The sequence below is a fragment of the Aliiglaciecola sp. M165 genome (genome assembly GCF_007197995.1).
GTDB lineage: Bacteria > Pseudomonadota > Gammaproteobacteria > Enterobacterales > Alteromonadaceae > Aliiglaciecola.
This window is the reverse complement of record NZ_VKKH01000004.1, coordinates 207,728-230,621: the sequence shown is the minus strand read 5'-3', so window position 1 is coordinate 230,621 and position 22,894 is coordinate 207,728. Positions and strand designations below refer to the sequence as shown.

Sequence of the window (22,894 nt, the reverse complement as noted above, 5' to 3'; positions counted from 1 at the left end):
GCTTTAAAAAGGAGTGTTGCGAATGGCATCACAAGCACAATTAGACATGCTGAAAAAGATTGAAACTGAGAATGGGTTTATCGCCGCACTTGACCAAAGTGGAGGAAGCACACCAAAAGCCTTAAAACTTTATGGTGTTGATGAAAGTGCCTATACAAATGACGAGGAAATGTTTGCCCAAGTTCACGCAATGCGCACTCGTATCGTCACAAGTAAAGCATTCAATGGTAAACGGGTGTTAGGTGCAATTTTATTCGAAAATACCTTAGACAGAGACATCGAGGGTAAAGCCAGCTCACGTTACTTATGGCAAGAAAAAAATGTCGTCCCTTTTCTGAAAGTTGATAAAGGTCTGGAAGACGAGGCCAACGGTGTTCAGTTAATGAAACCCATTCCAGGGCTAGATGAACTGTTGGATAAAGCAAATGCCAAGGATGTGTTTGGTACTAAAATGCGCTCAGTGATCAAACTCGCGAATGAGAAAGGTGTGCATGATATTGTGGAGCAGCAATTTGTCGTCGGTGCCCAAATTCTTGCCAAAGGTTTGGTGCCTATTATCGAGCCAGAAGTCGATATTAATAGCCCAGAGAAATCTGCTGCCGAATTATTGTTGAAAGGCGAATTGCTCAAACACTTGGATGCATTACCAACAACACAATCTGTCATGTTAAAATTGACCTTACCTGAAATCGCTGGATTCTATGACAGCCTTGTTGCTCACCCTAGAGTGTTAAAAGTGGTAGCGTTATCTGGTGGATACAGCAGAGAGGAAGCAAACCGCCGATTAAGCGAAAATAAAGGCATGATAGCCAGCTTTTCTCGTGCGTTATCGGAAGGACTGCTATATCAACTCACTGATGAAGAATTTGAAGGGACCTTAGATCTATCCATTCAATCCATTTACGATGCATCAATTACCTAATTCACTCAACGCGAGTTAATGGGGTAATGCTGTAAAAATTAGCCGAGCAATTGCTCGGCTTTTTTAATTTCCTATTTGCACAGACAATTTGCTCGTCTATATTGAAATACATCTAACGAGAAAAACGACGCAATGGACTACGAACTTCCGCTACCACTATACAAAAAATTAACGGTGACTTTCCGAGTTGAACCTGGATGTCTGGGGCCGGATGGTGCTGAGCATATTGAAGGCTTTTGCAAACACGCAAAAAAAGCAGTCGCTAATTTAGACTCTGATTTTGTCCGTTGGGTTATCACTCCTCGCTATGATAAAGCGTTGCCCGAAACAGAGTATCGAACCAATGGTAAAAAACTAGACCACGCCAAAGCATCAGCCTATTTGAATGTATTTTCAAAAGACTTGGATGAATTTGAAGAACATTTGGATGAGAAATTGTCTGAACTCATCGACGAATATCTTGGACGCTAGTTGCGTCTATTAAGCAAATTTTAATTCCAACCCCAGCGCGTTCAAATATTGCTGTTCACGACTCAAATCTGCCATGAAAATTGGCTTTTGTTCTAACCAATGCGGAGGAAATGTCAGCACTATTTTGTTTTCTGAAGCATCTACGTCAAACTCTGGAATAATGTCATCTTGACGTTTGATATTCAGCAGCACACTAATCCTCAGTAATGCCAGCAACTTAAACACGACTTGCGCGTCAAATTGCCAGAACTCGGGGATTTCTTCGGGGCGAACTTTTTTGCGATGGAACCTGATTAATATCGACAGTAAACTTTGCTGTTCTTGATTAAAACCATGTAAATCAACATTTTGTATGATATACGCAGAATGACGCTGGACCCCACGGGTATTAATTTGCAGTCCTATTTCATGTAAAAGCGCAGCCCACCCGAGCATATTGTTATTTTCCTGCCCACCAATTTTCCAACCCTTTCTGCATTGGTCGTAAATTGAAAGTGCGGTGTTATGAACTCTTTTTGCTTGTTCAGTGTCGACGTCATATCGAGTTGCTAAACTTTGCGCAGTGCGCTCTCGAATATCGCGATGAGAAAGTTGTTCTTCCATTTCATAAAGTACACCCTCGCGAAGTGCAGCAGGTGAGTACTCCATAGTTAATATCTTTAGACTTTTGAATACGCCTATGAGAACAGCGATCCCCGCGGCCAATACGGGGCGTCGATCGGGTGTGATTTGTTCAAATTGAAGGTTTTCGATGTGTCCAGCGTCTATACACTGGTTGCGAAGAATTTCCAAATCATCTAGCGCAACGAATCCTTCGGGGTTGGATTCATCAAGCGACTGTGCCAATAATACTATCGCTTTGATGGTTCCTGAGGTTCCAATACAAGTTTGCCAACCCGTTTTTAAGTACTTGTCGTCAATCAATTCTAATTCTTGCTGCGCGGCAGTTGTTGCTTTTTTAAATGCCTGGCGAGTGAGTTCGCCACCACTAAAAAACCTTTTAGTATAGCTAACACAACCCATCTGCAGACTGCGAAGCAACTTGGCGTCGAAACCTTCGCCAATAATGAATTCAGTAGACCCACCACCAATGTCTACAACCAAGCGTTGTCCTGTATCCTGATTTGTGTGCGCCACACCGGAATAAATCAGACGCGCTTCTTCGATACCAGAGATCACTTCAATAGGGTAGGGGAAAACCTTTTTAGCTGCACGAATAAACTCCTTGGCGTTTTTCGCTTTTCGCAATGTATAGGTGGCTACGATTCTTACCGTGTCGGGTTCGAATCCTTTCAGGCTTTCGGCAATGACCTTCAAGGTATCTATACCTCTGTCGATGGCTTCTTGCGAAAGTATGTTGTGTTGATCTAAACCATTGGCAAGTCGCACTTTTTGTTTGATGCGATGCAGTATCTGTACGTTGTCAGCAACAATACGAGCGACGACCAGGTGGAAACTGTTCGAGCCTAAATCTAGCGCCGCGACCTGAGTCGTTGGTCTTGACTCTATATTATCAAATACTTCACTTACGTCAGGCACGTTGGGTCACCACTTAATGTTGATGAAAGATATTTCACGTTATTCCAAGTTTTTTAGATAGTGGTAGATTTCCACTTGAGATCGCAATTTGCGGCGATTCCCCCGCTTGACGTATTTGTTGCTTTGTTTTGCGTCAATCACTCTTGCTTTAAGCGTATCTTTTAACTGTATATCTAAAATATCAATAATTCGTTGTTTTAATTCTTCATCGTAGATTGGGCAGCCGACTTCGATACGGTTATCCATATTTCTGCCCATCCAATCAGCGGAAGAAATAAACACTTTGGGTTGACCTGCATTTTTAAACACCATAACCCTCGGGTGCTCCAAAAAGCGGTCAACAATACTAATTATGCTGATATTTTCACTTAATCCTTTTACGTTTGGTAGCAAACCACACATGCCTCGGAGGATAATTTGAACCTTCACTCCCGCCTGGCTCGCCCGATACAAATCATCAATCAGCTCCTGATCAACCAGATTGTTTACTTTTAGTGTAATACCGTTTGGTAGACCTTCTATCGCGTTTTGAATTTCTTGTCTGACAAGAATTTGAATTTTAGTTCGAGCATTCAAGGGCGACACCTGCAAATGCTGGAACTTTGTGCGCCTGTACGGAAGTTGAATCAGGTCAAACACCAATAAAGCTTCCTGAGCTAATTCTTGATTACGCGTAAACAAACTAAAGTCGGTATAAATTTTGGCGGTTTTTTCATTGAAATTTCCCGTACCAAAATGCGCGTAATTCACCAGCTGTCCATTTTCTTCGCGACTGACCACACATAATTTGCTGTGTATTTTAAATGACGGAGAACCCAGAACAACACGAATGCCCGCGTCAGTCATGGTTTTTGACCATTCTATATTGGCTTCTTCGTCAAATCTGGCCCTAAGTTCCACCACCACAGTAACCGTTTTTCCGTTGTCCACGGCATCAATCAGTGAACTGACGATCCGTGATTTGTTGGCAACTCGATAAATGTTTAATCGAATGTTTTTTACGCTCGGGTCAAAGGCAGCCTGCCGCACAAATTCAGTAAAATGCAAAAACCGATGGTAGGGGTAATAAAGTAAGATGTCCTTGTGAGTAATAGCATCAAAAACGGTATCAAATTCGGAAAATACCTTGCTATTAATTGCTGGTAGTTTTGGATTTTCTAAATAGCTTCTGCCAACGTTAGGGAAGCCAATGAAGTCCTTAAAATTACGATAGGACCCGCCAGGAATAAGGCTGTCATAAGATGAAATCTTTAAACGCTTCTTAAGGTTTTTAAGCATATCTTCTGGCATATCACCATCGTAGATAACACGCACAGGTTCAGCAATGAGACGCTGTTTCATACTTTCTGACATCTTCTCGACGAAACTTTCATCAATCTCATCGTTGATTGAATATTCAGAATCTCTAGTGACCTTAAAGGAGTATGCGTAAAGCTCGTCAAATTCTACAAAGCCTTTGAAAATGATATCTAAACAAAGTTGGATAACATCATCGATTAAAATTATGTGCTTCTTTTTGCGACTGTTTTCAGGTGGAATTAATATAAAGCGCGACATGGCCTCGGTCGGCAGTTCAATAGTGGCATACTTAGTGGCCTTTCCTTCTCTGACGATGGCCACATAAAGAAAGGTACCAACATCATTAAGCCGCTTTACAAGATCAACTTTTTTATGCAACAGAATTGGCGCGATATGTCTTAAGATTTTGTTACGAAAATAATCAATTAGCCAACTTTTTTGAAAGTCACTGAGCTGATCTTTTTGAATAATATGAATGTTGTACTTACTCAACCCCTTGATTATGTCTTCGTAAAGCTTCTCAAATTGTTCAGTCATGATTAAAACTTTATGCTGAATCTTTACCATCAATTCTTTTTTTGATGCGGCAGCCACCTCGTCATCTTCGTCCATATGGATATAAATCTGACGTTTAACCTCTGCGACACGAACACGATAGAACTCATCCATATTACTGGAAAAAATACCAAGAAAGCGTATACGTTCTATGATGGGATTATTTTTATCAGCGGCTTCTTGTAACACTCTTTCGTTGAAAGACAACCAACTGAGTTCTTTAGGATAATACAATTCTGTTACTGACATAGCTTATACGTTGGGCCTCTTTTATGACACAAACAATCCATAATCCACAAATTAGATGAACTTAGTATGACAATAGGTCGTTTACTCCAGACTACTTGATAGTGACATCAACGACGAGATCATTGGCGACCCCCTCTAATGCGCCGGTCAGTTGGTCCGTATCAAACCCCTCGGGTATTGTTACGGTTGCCTGGGCTTTAAACAATAAACTTCCCCAATTGGGGGCGCTTTCACAACCAGAAGTGAACTTGACGATATTTATATTGAAGCCATGCAATACTGAGGTTAGCTCTTGGACTATTCCAGGTTTATCGTTTCCAATAATTTCAATTTGTGCGACATTATCGGATGATTCGTCAGCAGATTCTGTGCTCACTGAATGAATGGTTAGGTCAGGGTGACTATTTAGGTATTCAACAAATCCTTGATGCTTGTCTGCGGGAATGTTCAACTCCACAAATCCAGCAAACTGACCAGCCATATGAGAAAAATTACTCGATAACCAATTCCCTTCTATTGAATAAACCTTTTGTGCTAGAGACTCGATCAGCCCTGGCTTGTCGTTTCCTATCAAGGTTAAAATAATCGGTTTCATTTCAGCTTCCTTAATTTTAAAACTATGCCTTTTAGCATAGCCTAAAGGCGCGGTTAAATAAGCTTAATTATTTGATTTTTTGAGATAAGTTAAGCTCAGATATGATTTGTTAAGCGATATCGCAATGTCGATGCAATTGTTAGCTTACTTTGACATCGCTTTGTTGTTGTTTGTCGTTAACTTTTACTCGGTTTTTCTGCGTTAGTGAGCTTAAATTATCATTGGATTGAAATTTACCCGGCTCGACTTTTGTGCGTAAAAGTCATGTAAAGCTAAGAAAGTTTCAAGTATGATGCGTCGCAGTAATGGCCAAACGAAAGTTAAAAGAGAAATCTTATGCCTACAAATTCCTTTTTGGGAGTGTTTGCTAAATCGCCCCTAAAGCCATTGGAAGACCACATCAATAAGGTCGACCAATGTAGTCAGCTACTTACATCTTTTTTTCAGCACGTTTATCAAAACGATTGGGACGCTGCAGAACAGGTTCAACAACAAATCTCAAAGCTTGAGAAAGAAGCAGATAAGATTAAACGAGAATTGCGAACCAATTTACCTAGCGGACTGTTCATGCCAATTCAGCGTTCGGACATTCTGGGATTGCTCACTCAGCAAGATAAAATTGCCAACAAAGCAAAAGACATATCGGGTCGTGTGCTCGGCCGGAAACTGCAAATTCCAGCGCAAATTAAAGATGGGTTTGCCCAATATTTAGAACGTTGTCTGGATGCCACTTCACAAGCAAAAAATGTTATCAATGAGCTTGATGAGCTACTAGAGGCAGGTTTTAAAGGGCGCGAAGTTGATTTGGTTGAAACCATGATCAAAAAATTAGACCTCATCGAAGATGACACAGACTTCATGCAAGTCGGATTACGAAGAACGTTGTTAGAACTTGAAGCAGACTTAAACCCAGTGGAAGTGATGTTTTTATATAACATCATTGAATGGGTTGGCGAGTTGGCTGATGTAGCGGAGCGCGTTGGCGCTAGACTCGAATTGATGTTGGCAGGTTAAGGTTTTTCGCAATGGAAATTATAAATAGTTACGGGATTATCCTGATAGTAATCGCGGCTGCGGTCGGCTTTTTAATGGCATGGGGGGTTGGTGCGAACGACGTGGCCAATGCCATGGGCACATCCGTAGGTTCAAAAGCGCTTACGATTAAACAAGCAATCTTTATTGCCATGATATTTGAATTCGCCGGCGCCTATTTGGCGGGCGGAGAAGTTACAGCGACTATCCGAAAAGGTATCATCGATGCAGCCTATTTTGTCGATACTCCGGAGTTATTGGTATTCGGCATGATATCTGCGCTGCTCTCAGCTGGAATATGGCTAGCTGTGGCATCCTATTTGGGTTGGCCGGTCTCAACAACGCACTCAATTATTGGCGCAATCGTTGGCTTTGCCGCCGTGGGAGTGAGTGCTGATGCCGTTGTATGGTCGAAAGTAGGGGGTATCGTTGCTAGCTGGGTGATCACACCGGCGATTTCGGGATTCATCGCTTACTTGATCTTTATTAGTGCTCAACGGCTTATTTTTGACACTGATAATCCATTCAAAAGTGCTAAACGATATGTGCCGTTTTATATGGCGCTTGCCGGTTTTGTAATGGCGTTGGTTACCATCAAAAAAGGATTAAAACATGTTGGTCTAAACCTTAGCCAAATTGAAGGGTACTCATGGGCAATTGGCATAGCGATAGCCATCGGTTTGGTTGGGCGGTTTTACATCAACCGAATTAAATTTGATGAAAGTTTAGACAAATCCATGCACTACACCAATGTTGAAAAAGTCTTTGCGATATTAATGATCGTCACAGCTTGTTGTATGGCATTTGCGCATGGTTCCAATGACGTTGCCAATGCTATCGGGCCATTGGCTGCAGTTGTGTCAGTAGTAAACAACGGTGGTGAGATTGTTGCAAAGACCCCTCTTGAATGGTGGATTTTACCCCTGGGAGCCTTCGGTATTGTAGCGGGCTTAGCATTGTTTGGTCACCGCGTTATCCGTACTATCGGCAAGGGAATTACACATCTTACGCCAAGCCGAGGTTTTGCTGCCGAATTAGCAGCTGCGTCTACTGTCGTAATAGCTTCTGGTACAGGCCTACCCATATCAACCACACAGACACTTGTTGGGGCTGTGCTGGGTGTGGGCATGGCAAGAGGAATTGCGGCATTGAATCTTGGCGTGGTCAGAAATATTGTTGTTTCCTGGGTTATTACTTTACCGGCGGGGGCAGCGCTGTCAGTTGTTTTCTTCTATATGTTAAAGGCCATATTTACGGTTTAACGTATTACAATTTTGTAAAAAGGCGCGTTAGCGCCTTTTTTTGTGACCTTTAACTCACAAAGTATTAATGCATATCAATTGTCGGAAGAGATTGTAAATCAAGCTTTCGCCTGATTGCCGCATCCCAATTCCGATTCGCTAACTGTGCGAATTTTTGGCTGGAACGAACAGGTAAGTAACAATATTTAAAAAATTGATTTAAACTAGTGATACTAATCAGTTTTTCAGAATCGCGTTTGTATGAAATGGCCAAACCTTAAACACCTTCAGTATCTTGTCACCTTGCATCAAGTGCAGCATTTTAATAAGGCAGCACAACAGTGTCACGTTAGCCAGTCGACGCTGAGCACCGCTATCCAAAACTTGGAGGAACAGTTTGGTTGTCAACTGTTAGAAAGGGATCACAAAACCTTTGTGTTTACACCGTTTGGGTTGGAGCTTGTTGAGAAAAGTAGAAAACTGCTAAATGATGCAAATGAATTGGTTGATTTTGCGCAAACTGCCGGCAATTGGCAGGCAGGAAATCTAAAGCTCGGGGTTATTCCAACCATTGCGCCTTTTGTATTTGAAGATGTTATTAACACTGTGAATAGCGAGCTGCCGGATATCAATTTGCAGTTGCAAGAAGATACTACTGAGAATTTGTTAAAACAGTTGGGCGATGGCGAACTCGACATATTGATCCTTGCTTTACCAATGGATACGCCTGGATGTAAACAGCTGGTTATTGGTCATGATCCTTTTCATTTAATCGCCCACAGTGATCTCGTCAGCACATTGCCACAACCCATGGATGTCTCGGCATTGCCAAAACAAAGTGTATTTTTACTGCAAAAAGAACACTGCATGACAGGACATGCGGTTAGCGCATGTGGGTTGCAACATGCAGAACAGGTTAACAATCTAGCCGCTTCAAGTTTATATACGCTGGTTCAGATTGCGAATAGCAAATTGGGTTATACCTTTATGCCTGAATTAGCTATCAAACATCATATTCTTAGTACTTCACCGCTGATCTCGATGCCTGCCGAAAACAATGCGTTTCGCGAAATTGGCTTAGTTTGGAGAGCGGGTACTACACGTATCCGACTATTCAGATTATTAGCCGAATTATTGTCGCCACTAATGCCTATTCCTACCTTAACTAAATAATTATTGTTGATATCCAAACTTTTTTAAAAAGCGTGTCGACTTTATCAATAACTAAAACAAAGGATTACTAATAAGTGTTTGAGAAGAGCGATGAACACCTCATTCAAAAGGCATTAAGCGGAAACAAACGTGCCTGGTTGAATTTAATCAAACGCTATGAAGCCCAAATATACAATTATGGTATTCGCATGACAGGGAACAACCACGATGCGTTGGATTTGATGCAAGAAGTTTTTATTTCTGTGTTTCGAAATCTAGCAAACTATCGCGGAGACGGTAGCTTCAGAGGCTGGTTGTTTAAGATTGCACACTACCGCTGTATTGAGTTTTATCGGCGTAAAAAACCGCACCAAGGGCTAGAAGATAGCCCTGAAATAGAGAGTACAGAGCCGAGTTTGGAACAAGTGTTAGCCAAATCTCAGCATAATCATCAATTAGTTGAAGCTATGCAGCGATTGCCGATGTCTCAAAAGGCCGTTGTTGAGCTGAAGTTTTTTGGTCAGTTTACGTTTGATGAAATAGCAGAACAGCTGGGGATTTCATCAAATACTGCAAAATCGCAGTTGTACAGTGCGCTCGCAAAATTAAAAACCTTTATGGAGGTTGAATATGCCTAATTTGAACGAACAACAATTACTTGCCGCTTGGATGGAAGGCGAGTTAGATGACCAACAACGTCAGGCGTTTGAACAACGCTGTGCACAAGATGAAGAATTTGCCCAGCAAGTTCAAATGGTCAACAGCACACTGTTGAAAGCTCAGGACTACCAAGCAGCTGAGGTGCCAAATTGGGATCGTGCCTCTACTTTTGAACAGGGTGAGCAAACAAAATGGTGGCAATGGTCAGGCTTTCCAGCGTTGTCTACAGCGTTATCTATCTTCGCCGTTGTATTGGTTTTTAGTGGGTTCGAAGCACAGGTTGAAAACGGCCAATTAACAGTGAGTTTCAATAAAAATCGTTCTTCAGATGTGCAAATGATAGTCGATCAACGACTTGCTGAATTCCAACAAAATCAACAACTTGCAATGAATGCTTATGCCCAGTCCTTGCGAGAACAACAGTTGGATGCGAGTACTCAATTGACCAACTATTTGCTGGCCTCTAGTCGACAAGAACGTAAAGAAGATTTCGGCGAACTGATCAAATTTATCAATGAGCAGCGTAGTGAAGATCAAATTTTTTACGCGCGTCAACTAAATCAATTACAACAAGAAATATTCGATAGTGCCAACGCACAACCCTGGTCCGGTGAAGCGTCGTTACCTGTTACAAACGAATAATTAGGAGTAGAAAATGAAAACTTTTAAGAGCACAAAACGAACGTTGATTTCCGCCAGTATCGCAATGCTAGTTTCCAGTATGTTATGCGCAAATGCTATGGCTAAAACTAACCTGGTCGAGCTTAACAATGAGCTGGAAATTATGAGCAATATCTTAAAAACATCGCTGAAACAGGGTGATAAAAGAGAAGGGATTACGGTCAGAAATTTTGAAGTGACTTATTTGGCGAATCAAGGTGTTGTGTTTGAAGTGAGCACAAGTTCGGGTCGTAATAGCTTTTCATTCGAATTCTGGGACGGGCACGACATGATTGTTGCACCTAAACCTCCTGTACCACCGCTTCCAGCTATTTCTGGTGGTGAAGGAACCTATCTCATTGATATTGATGATAGTGAATGGTCAGAAGAAGTCGAAGCAGCAATGGAACATGCGCATGAAGCAATGGAACAAGCCAGAGAAAGGCTAAGAGATCTGCGTCAGGAAGAACGTGATTACTCTTGGCAACGCAGGAACAACGAGCGTCGGTTAAGAGACATTGAATTTCAAATGCGTAATGCTGACGGCGAGCGCCGAAAAGAATTAACAGCAGAAAAAAATGAACTGCAAACTGAAATTAACACCTTGCAATCGCAGCAAGAAGAGGTTGAGAAGCTCAGTAAAAAACTCGCTGAAGAGCAAAGACAAAGGAACGCTGAAAAAGTCGCCTTGCGGAAAAAGCAATATGCTGAGTTTCTCGCGCAGTTTGAAAGCAATGTTGCCACTACGTTATGCAAATATGGTAATGGCCTAAAGGCACTCCCCGAATCTGAAAACATCAGTTTCGTTTTGTCGAGGTTCGGGTCTGCCGAGCAGCGTACTCGCCAGGATCGAATCTATGTCTTCAAAAACAAAGACGTACAGTCATGCGTAAAAGATAATCTATCGGTTAAAAAATTGATAGAAAGGTCCGAAGGCTATGTTTTTTAGCGGAGAACTGACGCATCATACGAAGAAATAAAATATACTCTAGTCATCTTTTAGGCTACTCAATTGAGTAGCCTTTTTTGTACAAGGCCCGACCACCATTTGTGTCATGACTTTTGGCAATGAAACCGCTAAGCTTATGCGGTTAATAGTTGTTAAAAATATCGGATTCTAATAAATGACAAAGCAAGTCGTAATAAGTGGGTCAGGCCTATGGACGCCTCCACACAGCATATCAAACGAAGAACTGGTGGATAGCTACAACGCCTTTGCAGAAAAATTCAATCAAGAGTACAAAATCGAGATTGAAAACGGTGAAATTGAAGCAAAACCTTTTTCGAGTGCTGAGTTTGTTGAAAAAGCATCTGGGATACAAAGCCGTTATATTTACGAAAAAGACGGTGTGCTCGATGTCGATAGAATGCGCCCAAGAATTGCGGAACGTGCTGACGATGAACTTTCTCATCAGGCAGAAATTGCGATTGAAGCGGCGCATAAAGCACTTAAAGCAGCGAATAAAACCCCAGCAGATGTTGATGCTGTGATAGTTTCATGTGCTTACACGCAACGTTCCTATCCAGCAATTGCGATAGAAGTTCAGGGTGAACTGGGGATCAAAGGGTTCGCATTCGATATGCTGGTCGCCTGTTCAGCAGCAACATTTGGCGTACACAGAGCTTATGAGATGATTGCGGCGCAAACCGCTAAATGTGTGTTGGTAATTAATCCTGAGTTGGTATCTCCACAGATAAATTATAAAGATAGAGATAGTCACTTTATTTTTGGCGATGTCGCCACGGCAATGGTCATTGAAGATCGGGAAACTGCAACCAGTGAACATCAATTTGATATTCTAAGTACTAAAGCCGTTACCGATTTTTCGAACAACATTCGATCCAATTTTGGCTACATGAGCCATGCTTATGAGTCATCCCCATATACTGAGGACAAATTGTTCCATCAAGCAGGACGTAAGGTGTTCAAGGAAGTTTGCCCTATGGCTGCCGAGCATATTGCCGCACATTTACTTCGTCACGACCTGACCCCAGAGAATGTTAAGCGTTGGTGGTTACATCAGGCCAATATCAACATGAACACCTTAATTACTAAAAAATTGCTTGGTCGACAACCAAGCACTGAAGAGGCACCTATCGTGCTAGATCGTTATGCTAATACAGCATCTGCTGGTTCCATCATTGCGTTTAATTTGCATCATCGAGACTTACAATCTGGTGACTATGGACTGATTTGCTCGTTTGGTGCAGGCTATTCAATTGGTAGTATGGTCGTGCAAAAACGCTAGTGGTTAATGAGAAAGGTGTTTTAGTTGTTGAAAATATTAACGTGTTACTGCCATGATTGCTGATCTCGGTTTTGCATTGAGTGCAGTGAGCTACAGCTTACTGTTGTTACTGCTATTTACTGTGCGTAAATCTGGATTAGCAAAGTATTTGTTAATACTAGCTACTGCAGGCACTGCGTGTTGGTCACTGTTTCATATCAATATGTTGTTCGGAGCCATTAATCTGCACAATTTGTTGGTATTTGATACATTTAAGCAATTGATTTGGTTGGTATTTTTGCTTTCGTGTATAAAAAACGACTTCAGAAGCTTGAAGCAAGTTCTTGCCAGCCCGTTTTCATTGATAATGATCGCAATACCTGTTGCATCGATCGCATTGTCATACACGGTCGTTATGCCTGTGTCCTGGAGCTTCGTTATCCAAACCGTTATTGCCTTGCAAGTATTGGTCATGCTTGAGTTGATTTATCGTCAAGCTGGAGAGCATAAGTGGGCCTACAAACCTTTGATTCTATACCTGGGTGCAACAAATTTATTTGAGTTTGTTACCTTTGCTAATGCTGCGATGGTCGGCAGTATTGAAGTGAATTACATCGCCGCTCGTGGATATATCTATACAGCGCTGTTGCCGTTGTTGGTTTTGGCGATACGCCGAATCAAACATTGGGGGGTTGATATTTTTATCTCCCGTGAAATCGTCTTACATAGCTCGTTGTTGATGGTGGCAGGGGGCTATTTGTTTTTAATGGCATTAGCCGGCTATTTCGTCAAATATATTGGTGGCGAGTGGGGGGGCACAATTCAGATTGTGCTTATTGCGCTTTCGACTGCCTTGCTCATGACACTGTTTTTATCCAATAGTTTGCGGGTGAAAATTCGTGTATTCATCACCAAACACTTCTTTGCAAACCAGTTCGATTATCGAATTGAATGGTTGAAGTTGACCGAAGCATTACCTTCAAACGAGTCTGACATCAGTGCCGTATACCAAAACGCGTTGAATGGGTTAATGCAGGCTATCGAATATGAAGAAGGAATGTTGCTTAAAAAAGAAGGTCAATTGCTCAACGTAAAAGCGTCAATTCATCAACAAGAATTGACTGACAAAGAATGGCAGTTGGTTCAGGAGTTATGTCAATACTGTGAAAACAAAGAGTGGATCATTGATATCGAAGAGTTGCGTTACAAGCCCTTCGTTTACGAAGGGCTAAAACTTAACCATGCTTTATTAAACGAATGCTCATTCCAAATTGTATTACCGATTTATAAGTCAGGATCTCTGTGGGGGCTGGCTTTACTCAACAACCAACAAGAGTCGAGAAAATTAAATTGGGAATTGCGAGACTATTTGTCTGCAGTGACGGCACAGGTGTCTAGTTATGTTTTTCACAATGAAGCGGGTAAAGAGGTTGCTGAGAACGCGCAGTTTGCGGCATTCAATAGAATGTCTGCCTTTGTCTTGCACGATCTAAAAAACGTGCTTGCTCAGATTGACCTTATCCTTGCGAATGCAGAGCAGCACAAAGATAATCCAGAATTTATTGCTGACACCTTTGAAACCCTTGAACACACCAAAGCACGAATGGATAAAATGCTTAGGCAGCTGACGGATAAAAATGAACAGCAAAAAAGTCACCACAAGTTATGCGACGTCTCCGAGCGTTTGCATGACGTTATTCATCAAAAGTGTTCTGGCAACCTCCCTATACCAAAATTAAATGTTGTGCAGGAAAAACAACTGGTGATAGATGAAGAAAAATTCTGTAATGTTATGTATCACCTGATCAGTAATGCACAGCAAGCTACGCCAGACGATGGTGAGGTAATTATTACCGTTGATTTGTCCGTCGATCATCGTTTCTTGTTGGTTATCATTACCGATTCAGGTGAGGGAATGAGTAAAGATTTCATCGAAAACCGCTTATTCAAACCTTTTGACACGACAAAAGGAAATGCCGGGATGGGTATAGGTGCCTATGACGCAAAGAACTTTGTAGAGAAAATTGGCGGTAGCGTTAAAGTTGAAAGTGAGCAAAATAAAGGCTCAGTATTTACGTTGAGTTTTCCGACAGAATAATAATTACAAAGAAGTGGAGCCAGGATTAAGTGGACAGAATATTAGTTGTTGATGATGATTTGGGGATACAAAAACAGCTCAAATGGAGTTTGAGTGACTATGAGGTAGTGTTTGCAGAGGACAGACAATCTGCAATCAATCAACTTCGACGTTATGAGCCTAAGGTGATTACGTTAGACCTTGGACTTCCCCCCGATCCCGCCAATGCATCTGAAGGATTAGCGGCTCTGGAAGAAATACTGGCATTAGCGCCACAAACAAAAGTGATTGTGGTGACAGGCAATAACGACAAGGAAAATGCGTTAAAAGCCATTTCACTTGGTGCTTATGACTTTTATCAAAAACCAATCGATTCAGACACCATTCAAATACTCATCAATCGAGCGGCGAATTTATATGATCTCGAGCAAGAAAACAGGCAACTAGCAAAAACCTCTTCTTCAATGAGTAAAATCATTGGAAACAGCGAAAGCATTCAACAGGTCAGCCGCAAAGCAGAAAAAATCGCACAAACTGACATCAGTACTTTATTACTTGGTGAAAGTGGTACAGGTAAAGAAGTTTTCGCCCGCAGTATTCATGATCACAGTTTGCGTAAAGACAAGCCTTTTGTGGCCATCAACTGTGCATCGATCCCTGAAAATCTGTTGGAAAGTGAACTTTTTGGTTATGAAAAAGGCGCTTTCACGGGGGCAAATAAAACGACGTTAGGAAAAATAGAGACGGCCCAAGGAGGCACTGTATTTTTAGATGAAATTGGTGATATGCCGCTGGGTTTGCAGGCAAAAATGTTACGATTTTTGCAGGAGCGTATAATAGAGCGCGTTGGCGGACGCAGTGAAATTCCCGTCGATATTCGAGTCATTTGTGCGACACATAGGAATCTTCAGGATATGGTCTCCGAACAGACATTTCGTGAAGATTTGTTTTACCGGGTCGGTGAAATTATTATCAGCATTCCGCCTCTAAGAGATCGTGAAAACGATGTTATTTTGTTGGCCAAAACCTTCCTCAATCAATACAACGAAGAGTTTGGCACTAAAGTTAAAGGTTTGAGTGATGGCGCAGTTAAAGCCATGCTGCAACACAAATGGAATGGCAACATTCGCGAGCTTCAAAACAAATTAAAATCGGCGGTTATTCTCGCGGAAGGTAGTACCATTCAAGCCGATGATTTGGGTTTAGTTTATCGTGAGAACGGCGAAGAAAGTGAAAGCTTGAATTTGCGTGAAGTGCGTGAGCAAGCGGAAAGTAAGGCCATTAGGCGTGCTTATTTCCAGTCAGACAAAAATATGTCTCGCACTGCGGAGTTACTGGGAGTCACCAGACCAACATTGTACTCGTTGATCGATAAATATCATTTGGACGATATTAAAACTGGGGCTTAGTTCGTCTTGTTGAATAGCAGATCCCTGCAGACTTCTCAAAAAGCACAAAGTAGGGATCTTTTGAAGACCAGGATATTTACTCAACTAGTTTTGTAAACTGTTTTCCTGCTCATTAGATTAAAACTGAGATTCGTCAAACATATTGTTAGTAGTACATAAGATTAAAAAGACCTTTAGTTGATTGTGCGCCATTTGTTTTATGGTAGCTGAGGTTTAGATGCTATTGGTAAATTTCAGCTTTCTGCGTTTTAACGTTATCAAGTCACATTACTTTCACCTACAATGCAACTAAGTTGCTGATTATTATATTAATATATCCTGGAGGGGCTGTTTGAAGAACACTATCTCAAAGTATCGTCGTGACATGGGAATGCTCGGTGTCTTTTTCATTGTGGTGAATGGTCTGATTGGCGCAGGCATTTTTGGACTCCCCGAAGCGCTTCATGCTGCCGTCGGCACTTTTGCACCCTGGTTGTTACTCTTAGGTGGGGTATTGGTCATGACTATCGTACTTTGCTTCGCCGAGCTCACCAAACTCACCGATCGCTCGGGCGGACCACAGCGTTACGTAGGCGATGCGTTCGGTGCCTATCCGGGGTTTGTCGTTGGCTGGACATTCTTTGCCGCACGACTGATCAGCCAAGGCGCCAATGTACTGGTGATGGTCGCTTATGCGGCAGCTCTTTGGCCGGCTGTTGGCGAGGGAACGGCAAAAATTGCACTGATCATCTGTGTATTGGGTGGACTTACTATTATTAACGTTATCGGCATAAAGAGAGTCGTCGCCGTACTAGGTACTATGACTCTATTTAAGCTTTTGCCCTTGTTGATTTTGATGGTCATTGGCATTGGTGCAGCCTCAAACGATGGTGAAGTGGTGCTACCGCAATTTAGTGCTGTTGAAGGTATTGCTTTAGCCGCCCTTTATGCCTTTGTAGGCTTTGAGAATGCAACCATTCCGGCGGGTGAAACAAAAGATCCCAGATTCGCTATGCCGCGCGCGTTGATGATTGGCCTCGCAGTCGTCACGCTGATTTATTTTGGACTGCAATGGGCATACAGTCACAGTGTAATAGCGGGAACAGGGCCCGAGGCTCCATTGACGTCGTTAGCTGGTGAGTATGGCGGCGATATTGGCGCGTTGCTGGTCGCTGCGACTATTGTTGTGAGTGTATTGGCTAACCTCACAGCAGGCCATACTTCGGCGAGCCGAATGCCACCGGCACTTGCGGATGATGCACTGTTACCTGCCTGGTTCGGTAAGGTATCGCGTTGGGGCACACCTGCTAACTCCATTATTTTTTTTGGGATTGGAGCGATCTTGTTTTCGTTATGGGACGATTTCCTAGCGCTAGCAGCTGTAAGCACACTGGCTCGATTGCTCGCTTATATCTTATCGATCATTGCGCTGCCGACTCTTCGTCAACGCGCTGGCTATCCGGCATTTAACCCAACTATTTTGATTGCAGCGCCCATTGCGCTGTTACTTAGCATCTGGTTAACGACACAGACTAATGTGACGCAATGGCAGACCCTCGGTGGCTTCGTGTTGGTTGGCACATTCTTGTTCTTTATTGCTCGAAGAAGTAACCGCTCAGATTAGTATCAACACTGAGCCTCAATTCAAGTGGGAATAGAAAAATCAGGTCCGATGTAAGGAATTATCTGATTTGTAAGGTTAAGCGTTACAGAGCGATTCAAGCTGCCTATACAATCAGGCATGAGACATCACGGGGAACATGAGTTTGTTGTTCTCAAAAATTCCGTGTTTGTCGTCGAGTACAAATAGAACATCGTCAGGAATCAGTTTATGTATGTCAAATGCACCGCTATCAAGCGGGGTAAAGCCTAGCACTACCGTATACCAATCCACATAAAGAAGTGATCAGTCAGAATGCGCCCAGCGGTTTTTGAACAAAGCGTCGCTATGCCCGAAGGGTGGTTCCCTTTCAAATAGCGACAATGCAGGTCAAAAGCCGCTGGGACATTCCCTTCGGGCGAGATTTAAATGGGCGTACTCAGCGTTGCTTGAACTTAAAAGAGCCCCACTCTTCCTTCATTCAAGCGCCTTGATTACGCCCATTTACTTTCTCGCTGCCTGACCACTTCTTTGTGTGGATTGGTATTATTAACGGCATCGTTTGCGAGCGCAGATACCACTTCATCTAATGCCACATCACTCTGAGAATAAACATCGTGTAAATACATGACGCCATCTTCAAAGTCTGCTATCGCTAAGGCATTAAGTTCATCAATCTGATAAACGTTTTGTGCCAAAAAAACGGTGTAGTAAAACAGAACAAGTGAAGCATTCTGGATCATAGAAAGTTTAGATACAGGAATCGAGCAATTGATTTTATCGTGCAGGAGTTGCTTGTTTTCAGGCAATGACATATCAAGTTTAGTGACGTTATGATTGTTGCCTTTAGCAATAATTTGTCTAGCGTATTGCCACTGGTCTATTTGTCTAAAACCAAATTTTGGATAGAAATCGAGAACGGTATTATTTGCAAATAGGTAGATTAAATCGCAATTATCACGCCAATCTTGCAGCACTTTTTCAAGCAGAAGCTTGTTTAACCCTTGATGTCTTTTGTCCGGATTGGTCATGACGGAGCCAATTTGAATAAATGTGCGCTTTTTTTCATCAACCAGAAAATCAATAATGCTTATCGATACATTGGATACCATCTCATCGCCTTGCATCAATGCATATGGGATGTATTTCTCACCCCAGTATCCGTGCTGGTGCCAATTCTCAAAATCGAATCCATATACTCTCTTGGTTAGTCGATTAAAGGGGATTCGAAGCGAGTCGTCATCCCTAAAACCAATGTGTAGAGTGTATTTTTGACCTTTGTGAAAAATTGATTCCATAATAGATTTATTGACCGTTATCTTGGAATTGTATGACTGTAACTGAATATTTTCGACTGTCCAAATTAGTTTGAGGGGACGTGAAATTTCATCAGGCGTTTCGTTCAGATACATTTTGCAGTAACCCTATTCGCATGATTCCTGCCCAGTCTCAAGAAAACAACCGTTAAGTCAAATACACCAAAAAACAAGATTAAGAGAGTTTCACTGACGAGTGAAAGGTGTCAGTATCGCTTTATATTCTCTGTTGCAGAAAGTAATCCGCATGCTCTCGAATAAACTTCTCCTCCTAAGTCTTTCTATGTTGTTGACAGTCGATGCTTATAGTCAGGTAACAGATATAGATGGTAATCAATACCAAACCATCGAAATTGGCAACCTGGAATGGATGGCATCAAACCTTCGAGTCACAAAGTCATCAGAAGGCAGGCAACTAAACATCTATCCCCCAAATCAACAACAGGATAAAACGGAGAAGTATGGATTACTTTATGATTTCAACAGCGCCACACAAGCCTGCCCCCTTGGCTGGCGCCTTCCAGGAAATTTTGACTGGCTAGAGCTGTTCGAGGGTGAGTTGCAGTCAAATGCGGGTAACTACAAAGCAAAAAATGCCTGGGGGGTAGAGGTAAACAAGGATACAAGCGGATTCTCTGCTCTCCCTGCGGGATACGGTAATAATGGCGAACATCCCAATAAGTTTACTAAAGTAGCAATTTTTTGGTCTAAGGATATGGAAGACAAGGAATTTGGATGGACTTTCATACTGGAGCTCAATTCAGAGGATATACGCCAGGCTTCGCAACACCTTGAATATGGATTTTCAGTACGCTGCGTCCGTTAGAACTCCTAAGCAGCTTTAAAAGGGAATTAATTCCATTTGGATTTTGACATACTCTAAAATTGCACTAGCTGGTATTGTCCTTGCGATAAAGTCACTCGTTATTTAGACCGAAACATTCCGTAGGCTAATCTCACCAATACACTTAATGTACCTTACTACTTAAAAGTTCCCTAACGGCTTATTTTGCGTGCACCACGAAGCGGGGATCTCTATTAGAAAAGAGGCTTTTACCAAACTAGTTCTGTAAAGTGTTTACGACACATAGATTCGTAGGAATCATTTCCGCCCACCTGTACTTGCGCCCCTTCTTTAACCGCAACGCCTTTGTCGTCGCGCCGCACCACAAAATTTGCTTTGCGACCGCAGTGACAGACAGTTTTTAGCTCTATCATTTTGTCTGCCCAGGCGAGTAAGTAATGGCTGCCTTCAAAGGTTTCGCCCAAAAAGTCGGTACGCAACCCATAAGCCAGCACCGGAATGCGCAGTGAATCCACAACTTGAGTTAGTTGTTTGACCTGTTCTTTCGATAAAAACTGAGATTCATCAATAAACACGCAATCAATCTTGCCTTGTTCGGAAAGTTGTTTGATGTCCTCAAACATATTGCTTTGAGCACTAAACAAGTTGGCTGTTGCATGCAAACCGATTCTCGAAGAGACCTTGCCCTGACCATAACGGTCATCCAAAGCCGCTGTAAAGATCTCAGCACGCATCCCTCTTTCTTGATAATTATAGGCTGATTGCAACAACGAGGTCGACTTACCTGCATTCATAGCAGAGTAATAGAAATAAAGCTGGGCCATAGGAGCTTCTCAAATTCGAAACGCAGTATTGTGCCCGTGGCGCGGTAAACTTTCAATTCGGATATTGGAAGTTAATCAGGATTTTTTAAAATGCGGAGTTTGTGGTTAGGTGCGCGGTTTCCTGTTTTTCCACCCACAGACGCAAATCATCATTGGTCATAGGTTTGGCAAACATAAATCCTTGAAGGAAATCCACGCCCATTTCAGACAACTTGATCGCCTCGTGCTCTGATTCAATACCTTCAGCAACAGTTTGGCTACCAAATTCGTTGGCGATAAATAAGGTTGCTCTGATAATCGCTTCACCGCCAGATTGCATATTTTGAACAAATGAACGGTCAATTTTAATCACGTCAAAATTCAACATTTGCAGCTGGCTCAAAGAGGAGTAACCGGTGCCAAAATCATCAATGGAAACCTGAACCTTACGGGACTTGATGGCGTCAAGTTGGTCCCTGACACGCTGTTTATTGTCAGCAAACATGGATTCAGTAATTTCAAGATGCAGTCTTTCCGGGGGTAATTTACTGGTTTCGAGTGCTTTATCGAGAATTTTAATGAAATCTTCATCCATTAATTGAATGATCGATACGTTAACCGATACCGATGCATCTGGACTATGTTGCCATTGACTTGCATCGATACAAGCTCTATTAAGCACCCAAGCGCCAATATCGTGAATAAATCCCGATTGTTCAGCTAATGGAATAAAGATATCAGGACGGATTAATGTGTTGTCAAAGTTCCAACGTAGCAAGGCTTCAAATGACCAGGGTTCTTTTGATTTACAGCATATAATCGGCTGGTAACACAGGTAGAGTTGCTTTTTATTAATAGCTTCCTGAAGTCCATCTCGTAACGCTTCGACATTCTTTAGACTTTGGAACAGATCATGGGTAAACATGCGAGGTGTGCTTAGTTGCAACTTTTTCTGTTCAAACATGGCGAAGTCGGCTAGTTGGATCAGTTCGAGTTCATCGGCTGTATGCTCTGGTAGCATTGCGATACCAATAGTGGCATCAAGGTGCAGTTGATTCGACATCACATCCAACGGTTGAGAAATTCTAGCCTGCAGTGCGTTGGCGACAGACATAGCGGTGTCGCTATCGGCATAGGGCAGTAACATTAAAAATTCATCACCACCCCATCGACCCGCTTGGTAATCATTCGCGAAGGCACCTAAACGGTTGGCTATTTCAACTAACACGGCATCACCCACCTGATGACCCAAAGTATCATTTATCTTTTTAAATCCATTCAAATCAATAAAAAGCAAGGCGATCGAGTGGCCCCTTTCTACGCTTGCATCAACTGTCGCTTTCAGTTGTGCAATGAATGCTGAACGATTATAGAGTTGTGTCAATGGGTCGAGGTTGGACAGTTCACGGATTTCCTCTGTTCGCCTCTCTACTTCTTTTTCAAGCGAGGAATTTGCTTCGTTTAGACGCTCGTAGGCATCTGAAAGTTGTTTGTGAACATCGTCTACTTGTGCGATTTCACTATGCATTTTGTCGACTAATTGCTTATTCTCATTGCGCAAAGCAACGGTTTCGCTGGTTAGTCTAGCTGTCTTGACCCCTGACATACTTAGCGCAACACTAAACATCAAACCTAAAATTCCCAAATAAAAATGAATTTGGGTCCCCGCTATGACGGCCATTGATGAGATAGGTACCAGCATAAGCAAAACAAATAAAATCGCTGTTTGTTTGTGGCCAGACAATACACTGTTTGAACCTGCGGCGATGCTACATAAAATAGCCATGGTTACGGCAAACTCAGTTTCTGACATAGTGTCAAAAAATCCTACCGCAAATACACTCCATAACAACGCGGTTGCTACAGCACCGGTGATAAAACGAGTGATCGCAGCTCTGCCTTCAAAATTGGTATCTTTAAGACGGTAATACCAATATAAGCCGTCGACAATTCTTACTACCATAAGCACGCAAATTGCACTGAACCAAAGAACTTTTAGACTGTGTGTGGTTGGCTCGGCAAACCCAAATACTAACACTGCAGCCGCCACGATACTGCCAAGCATTCCGGGAATGACGTTTTTATACATGACGCTGGCTTTATCGCGCAGATTATCTTCGATAATTTTTGTAGTATTAATAATTCAAACTCTTGGCAGCCCAGAGAAAAAGCACTAAATGCGAAGTGCTGAAGGACGATTATAATACACTTTTAGCAAACAGGTAAAAAATCTGATAGGTAAAACTGATTCATCAATAATCTCAGCCAAGGTGCTGAATAACCAGTTAAATCCACTATTGTG

The 22,894-nt window shown here is 42.3% G+C and carries 19 protein-coding genes; 13 read left to right on the top strand and 6 right to left on the bottom strand.

What is annotated here, in order from left to right; all coding sequences use genetic code 11:
• The first annotated feature begins 22 nt into the window (after window positions 1-22).
• Both FM019_RS08375 and FM019_RS08370 read left to right on the top strand, forming a co-directional pair.
• Window positions 23-922, top strand: a complete 900-nt coding sequence (locus FM019_RS08375) for a fructose bisphosphate aldolase (RefSeq protein ID WP_143835472.1) — start codon at window positions 23-25, stop codon at window positions 920-922.
• A 132-nt stretch (window positions 923-1,054) separates the two neighbouring features.
• Window positions 1,055-1,393, top strand: a complete 339-nt coding sequence (locus FM019_RS08370) for a hypothetical protein (protein ID WP_143835471.1) — start codon at window positions 1,055-1,057, stop codon at window positions 1,391-1,393.
• 9 nt (window positions 1,394-1,402) lie between these two features.
• Here the strand turns inward: FM019_RS08370 and ppx are convergent, their stop codons facing one another.
• The 3 genes from ppx to FM019_RS08355 form a co-directional block, all read right to left on the bottom strand.
• The gene (gene ppx / locus FM019_RS08365) at window positions 1,403-2,932 is read right to left on the bottom strand and encodes an exopolyphosphatase (protein WP_143835470.1); all 1,530 of its coding nucleotides are present in this window, start codon (window positions 2,930-2,932) and stop codon (window positions 1,403-1,405) included.
• A 39-nt stretch (window positions 2,933-2,971) separates the two neighbouring features.
• Window positions 2,972-5,035 carry a polyphosphate kinase 1 gene (gene ppk1, locus FM019_RS08360; RefSeq protein ID WP_143835469.1) on the bottom strand — a complete coding sequence of 688 codons (2,064 nt, stop codon included), beginning with the start codon at window positions 5,033-5,035 and terminating at the stop codon, window positions 2,972-2,974.
• A gap of 91 nt (window positions 5,036-5,126) precedes the next feature.
• Window positions 5,127-5,630, bottom strand: coding sequence for a glycine cleavage system protein R (locus tag FM019_RS08355; protein ID WP_143835468.1), 504 nt, complete (start codon window positions 5,628-5,630; stop codon window positions 5,127-5,129).
• Between the two features lie 336 nt (window positions 5,631-5,966).
• On the opposite strand from FM019_RS08355, the gene FM019_RS08350 reads away from it, so the two are divergent.
• The 10 genes from FM019_RS08350 to FM019_RS08305 all read left to right on the top strand — a co-directional run bounded on the left by FM019_RS08350 (window position 5,967) and on the right by FM019_RS08305 (window position 17,692).
• The gene (locus FM019_RS08350) at window positions 5,967-6,644 is read left to right on the top strand and encodes a TIGR00153 family protein (protein WP_143835467.1); all 678 of its coding nucleotides are present in this window, start codon (window positions 5,967-5,969) and stop codon (window positions 6,642-6,644) included.
• An 11-nt stretch (window positions 6,645-6,655) separates the two neighbouring features.
• A complete protein-coding gene (locus FM019_RS08345; protein ID WP_143835466.1) occupies window positions 6,656-7,924 on the top strand; it encodes an inorganic phosphate transporter in 1,269 nt (422 codons plus the stop codon).
• A 240-nt stretch (window positions 7,925-8,164) separates the two neighbouring features.
• Window positions 8,165-9,076, top strand: a complete 912-nt coding sequence (locus FM019_RS08340) for a hydrogen peroxide-inducible genes activator (RefSeq protein WP_143835465.1) — start codon at window positions 8,165-8,167, stop codon at window positions 9,074-9,076.
• Window positions 9,077-9,150: 74 nt separating this feature from the next.
• Window positions 9,151-9,693 (top strand): RNA polymerase sigma factor, encoded by a 543-nt coding sequence (locus tag FM019_RS08335; protein ID WP_143835464.1) that lies wholly within the window; start codon window positions 9,151-9,153, stop codon window positions 9,691-9,693.
• Window positions 9,686-10,357, top strand: coding sequence for a hypothetical protein (locus FM019_RS08330; protein ID WP_143835463.1), 672 nt, complete (start codon window positions 9,686-9,688; stop codon window positions 10,355-10,357). The genes FM019_RS08335 and FM019_RS08330 overlap by 8 nt, the downstream gene beginning before the upstream one ends.
• 13 nt (window positions 10,358-10,370) lie before the next feature.
• The gene (locus FM019_RS08325) at window positions 10,371-11,324 is read left to right on the top strand and encodes a hypothetical protein (protein ID WP_143835462.1); all 954 of its coding nucleotides are present in this window, start codon (window positions 10,371-10,373) and stop codon (window positions 11,322-11,324) included.
• 175 nt (window positions 11,325-11,499) lie between these two features.
• Window positions 11,500-12,624 (top strand): beta-ketoacyl-ACP synthase III, encoded by a 1,125-nt coding sequence (locus FM019_RS08320; RefSeq protein WP_143835461.1) that lies wholly within the window; start codon window positions 11,500-11,502, stop codon window positions 12,622-12,624.
• Window positions 12,625-12,676: 52 nt separating this feature from the next.
• A complete protein-coding gene (gene prsK, locus FM019_RS08315) occupies window positions 12,677-14,701 on the top strand; it encodes an XrtA/PEP-CTERM system histidine kinase PrsK (protein ID WP_143835460.1) in 2,025 nt (674 codons plus the stop codon).
• 29 nt (window positions 14,702-14,730) lie between these two features.
• Window positions 14,731-16,089, top strand: a complete 1,359-nt coding sequence (gene prsR, locus FM019_RS08310) for a PEP-CTERM-box response regulator transcription factor (RefSeq protein WP_143835459.1) — start codon at window positions 14,731-14,733, stop codon at window positions 16,087-16,089.
• A gap of 331 nt (window positions 16,090-16,420) precedes the next feature.
• On the top strand, window positions 16,421-17,692 hold the full coding sequence (locus FM019_RS08305; RefSeq protein WP_260681571.1) for an APC family permease: 1,272 nt from the start codon (window positions 16,421-16,423) through the stop codon (window positions 17,690-17,692).
• A 470-nt stretch (window positions 17,693-18,162) separates the two neighbouring features.
• Here FM019_RS08305 and FM019_RS08300 read toward each other — a convergent pair whose 3' ends face one another.
• A complete protein-coding gene (locus FM019_RS08300) occupies window positions 18,163-19,080 on the bottom strand; it encodes a GNAT family N-acetyltransferase (RefSeq protein ID WP_143835458.1) in 918 nt (305 codons plus the stop codon).
• Between the two features lie 187 nt (window positions 19,081-19,267).
• On the opposite strand from FM019_RS08300, the gene FM019_RS08295 reads away from it, so the two are divergent.
• A complete protein-coding gene (locus FM019_RS08295; protein ID WP_185969226.1) occupies window positions 19,268-19,810 on the top strand; it encodes an FISUMP domain-containing protein in 543 nt (180 codons plus the stop codon).
• Between the two features lie 227 nt (window positions 19,811-20,037).
• Here the strand turns inward: FM019_RS08295 and FM019_RS08290 are convergent, their stop codons facing one another.
• Together FM019_RS08290 and FM019_RS08285 are read right to left on the bottom strand one after the other, a co-directional pair.
• Complete coding sequence (locus tag FM019_RS08290) at window positions 20,038-20,613, bottom strand: thymidine kinase (protein WP_143835456.1); 576 nt, start codon at window positions 20,611-20,613, stop codon at window positions 20,038-20,040.
• A gap of 85 nt (window positions 20,614-20,698) precedes the next feature.
• The gene (locus FM019_RS08285; protein ID WP_143835455.1) at window positions 20,699-22,681 is read right to left on the bottom strand and encodes a putative bifunctional diguanylate cyclase/phosphodiesterase; all 1,983 of its coding nucleotides are present in this window, start codon (window positions 22,679-22,681) and stop codon (window positions 20,699-20,701) included.
• Window positions 22,682-22,894: the final 213 nt, after the last annotated feature.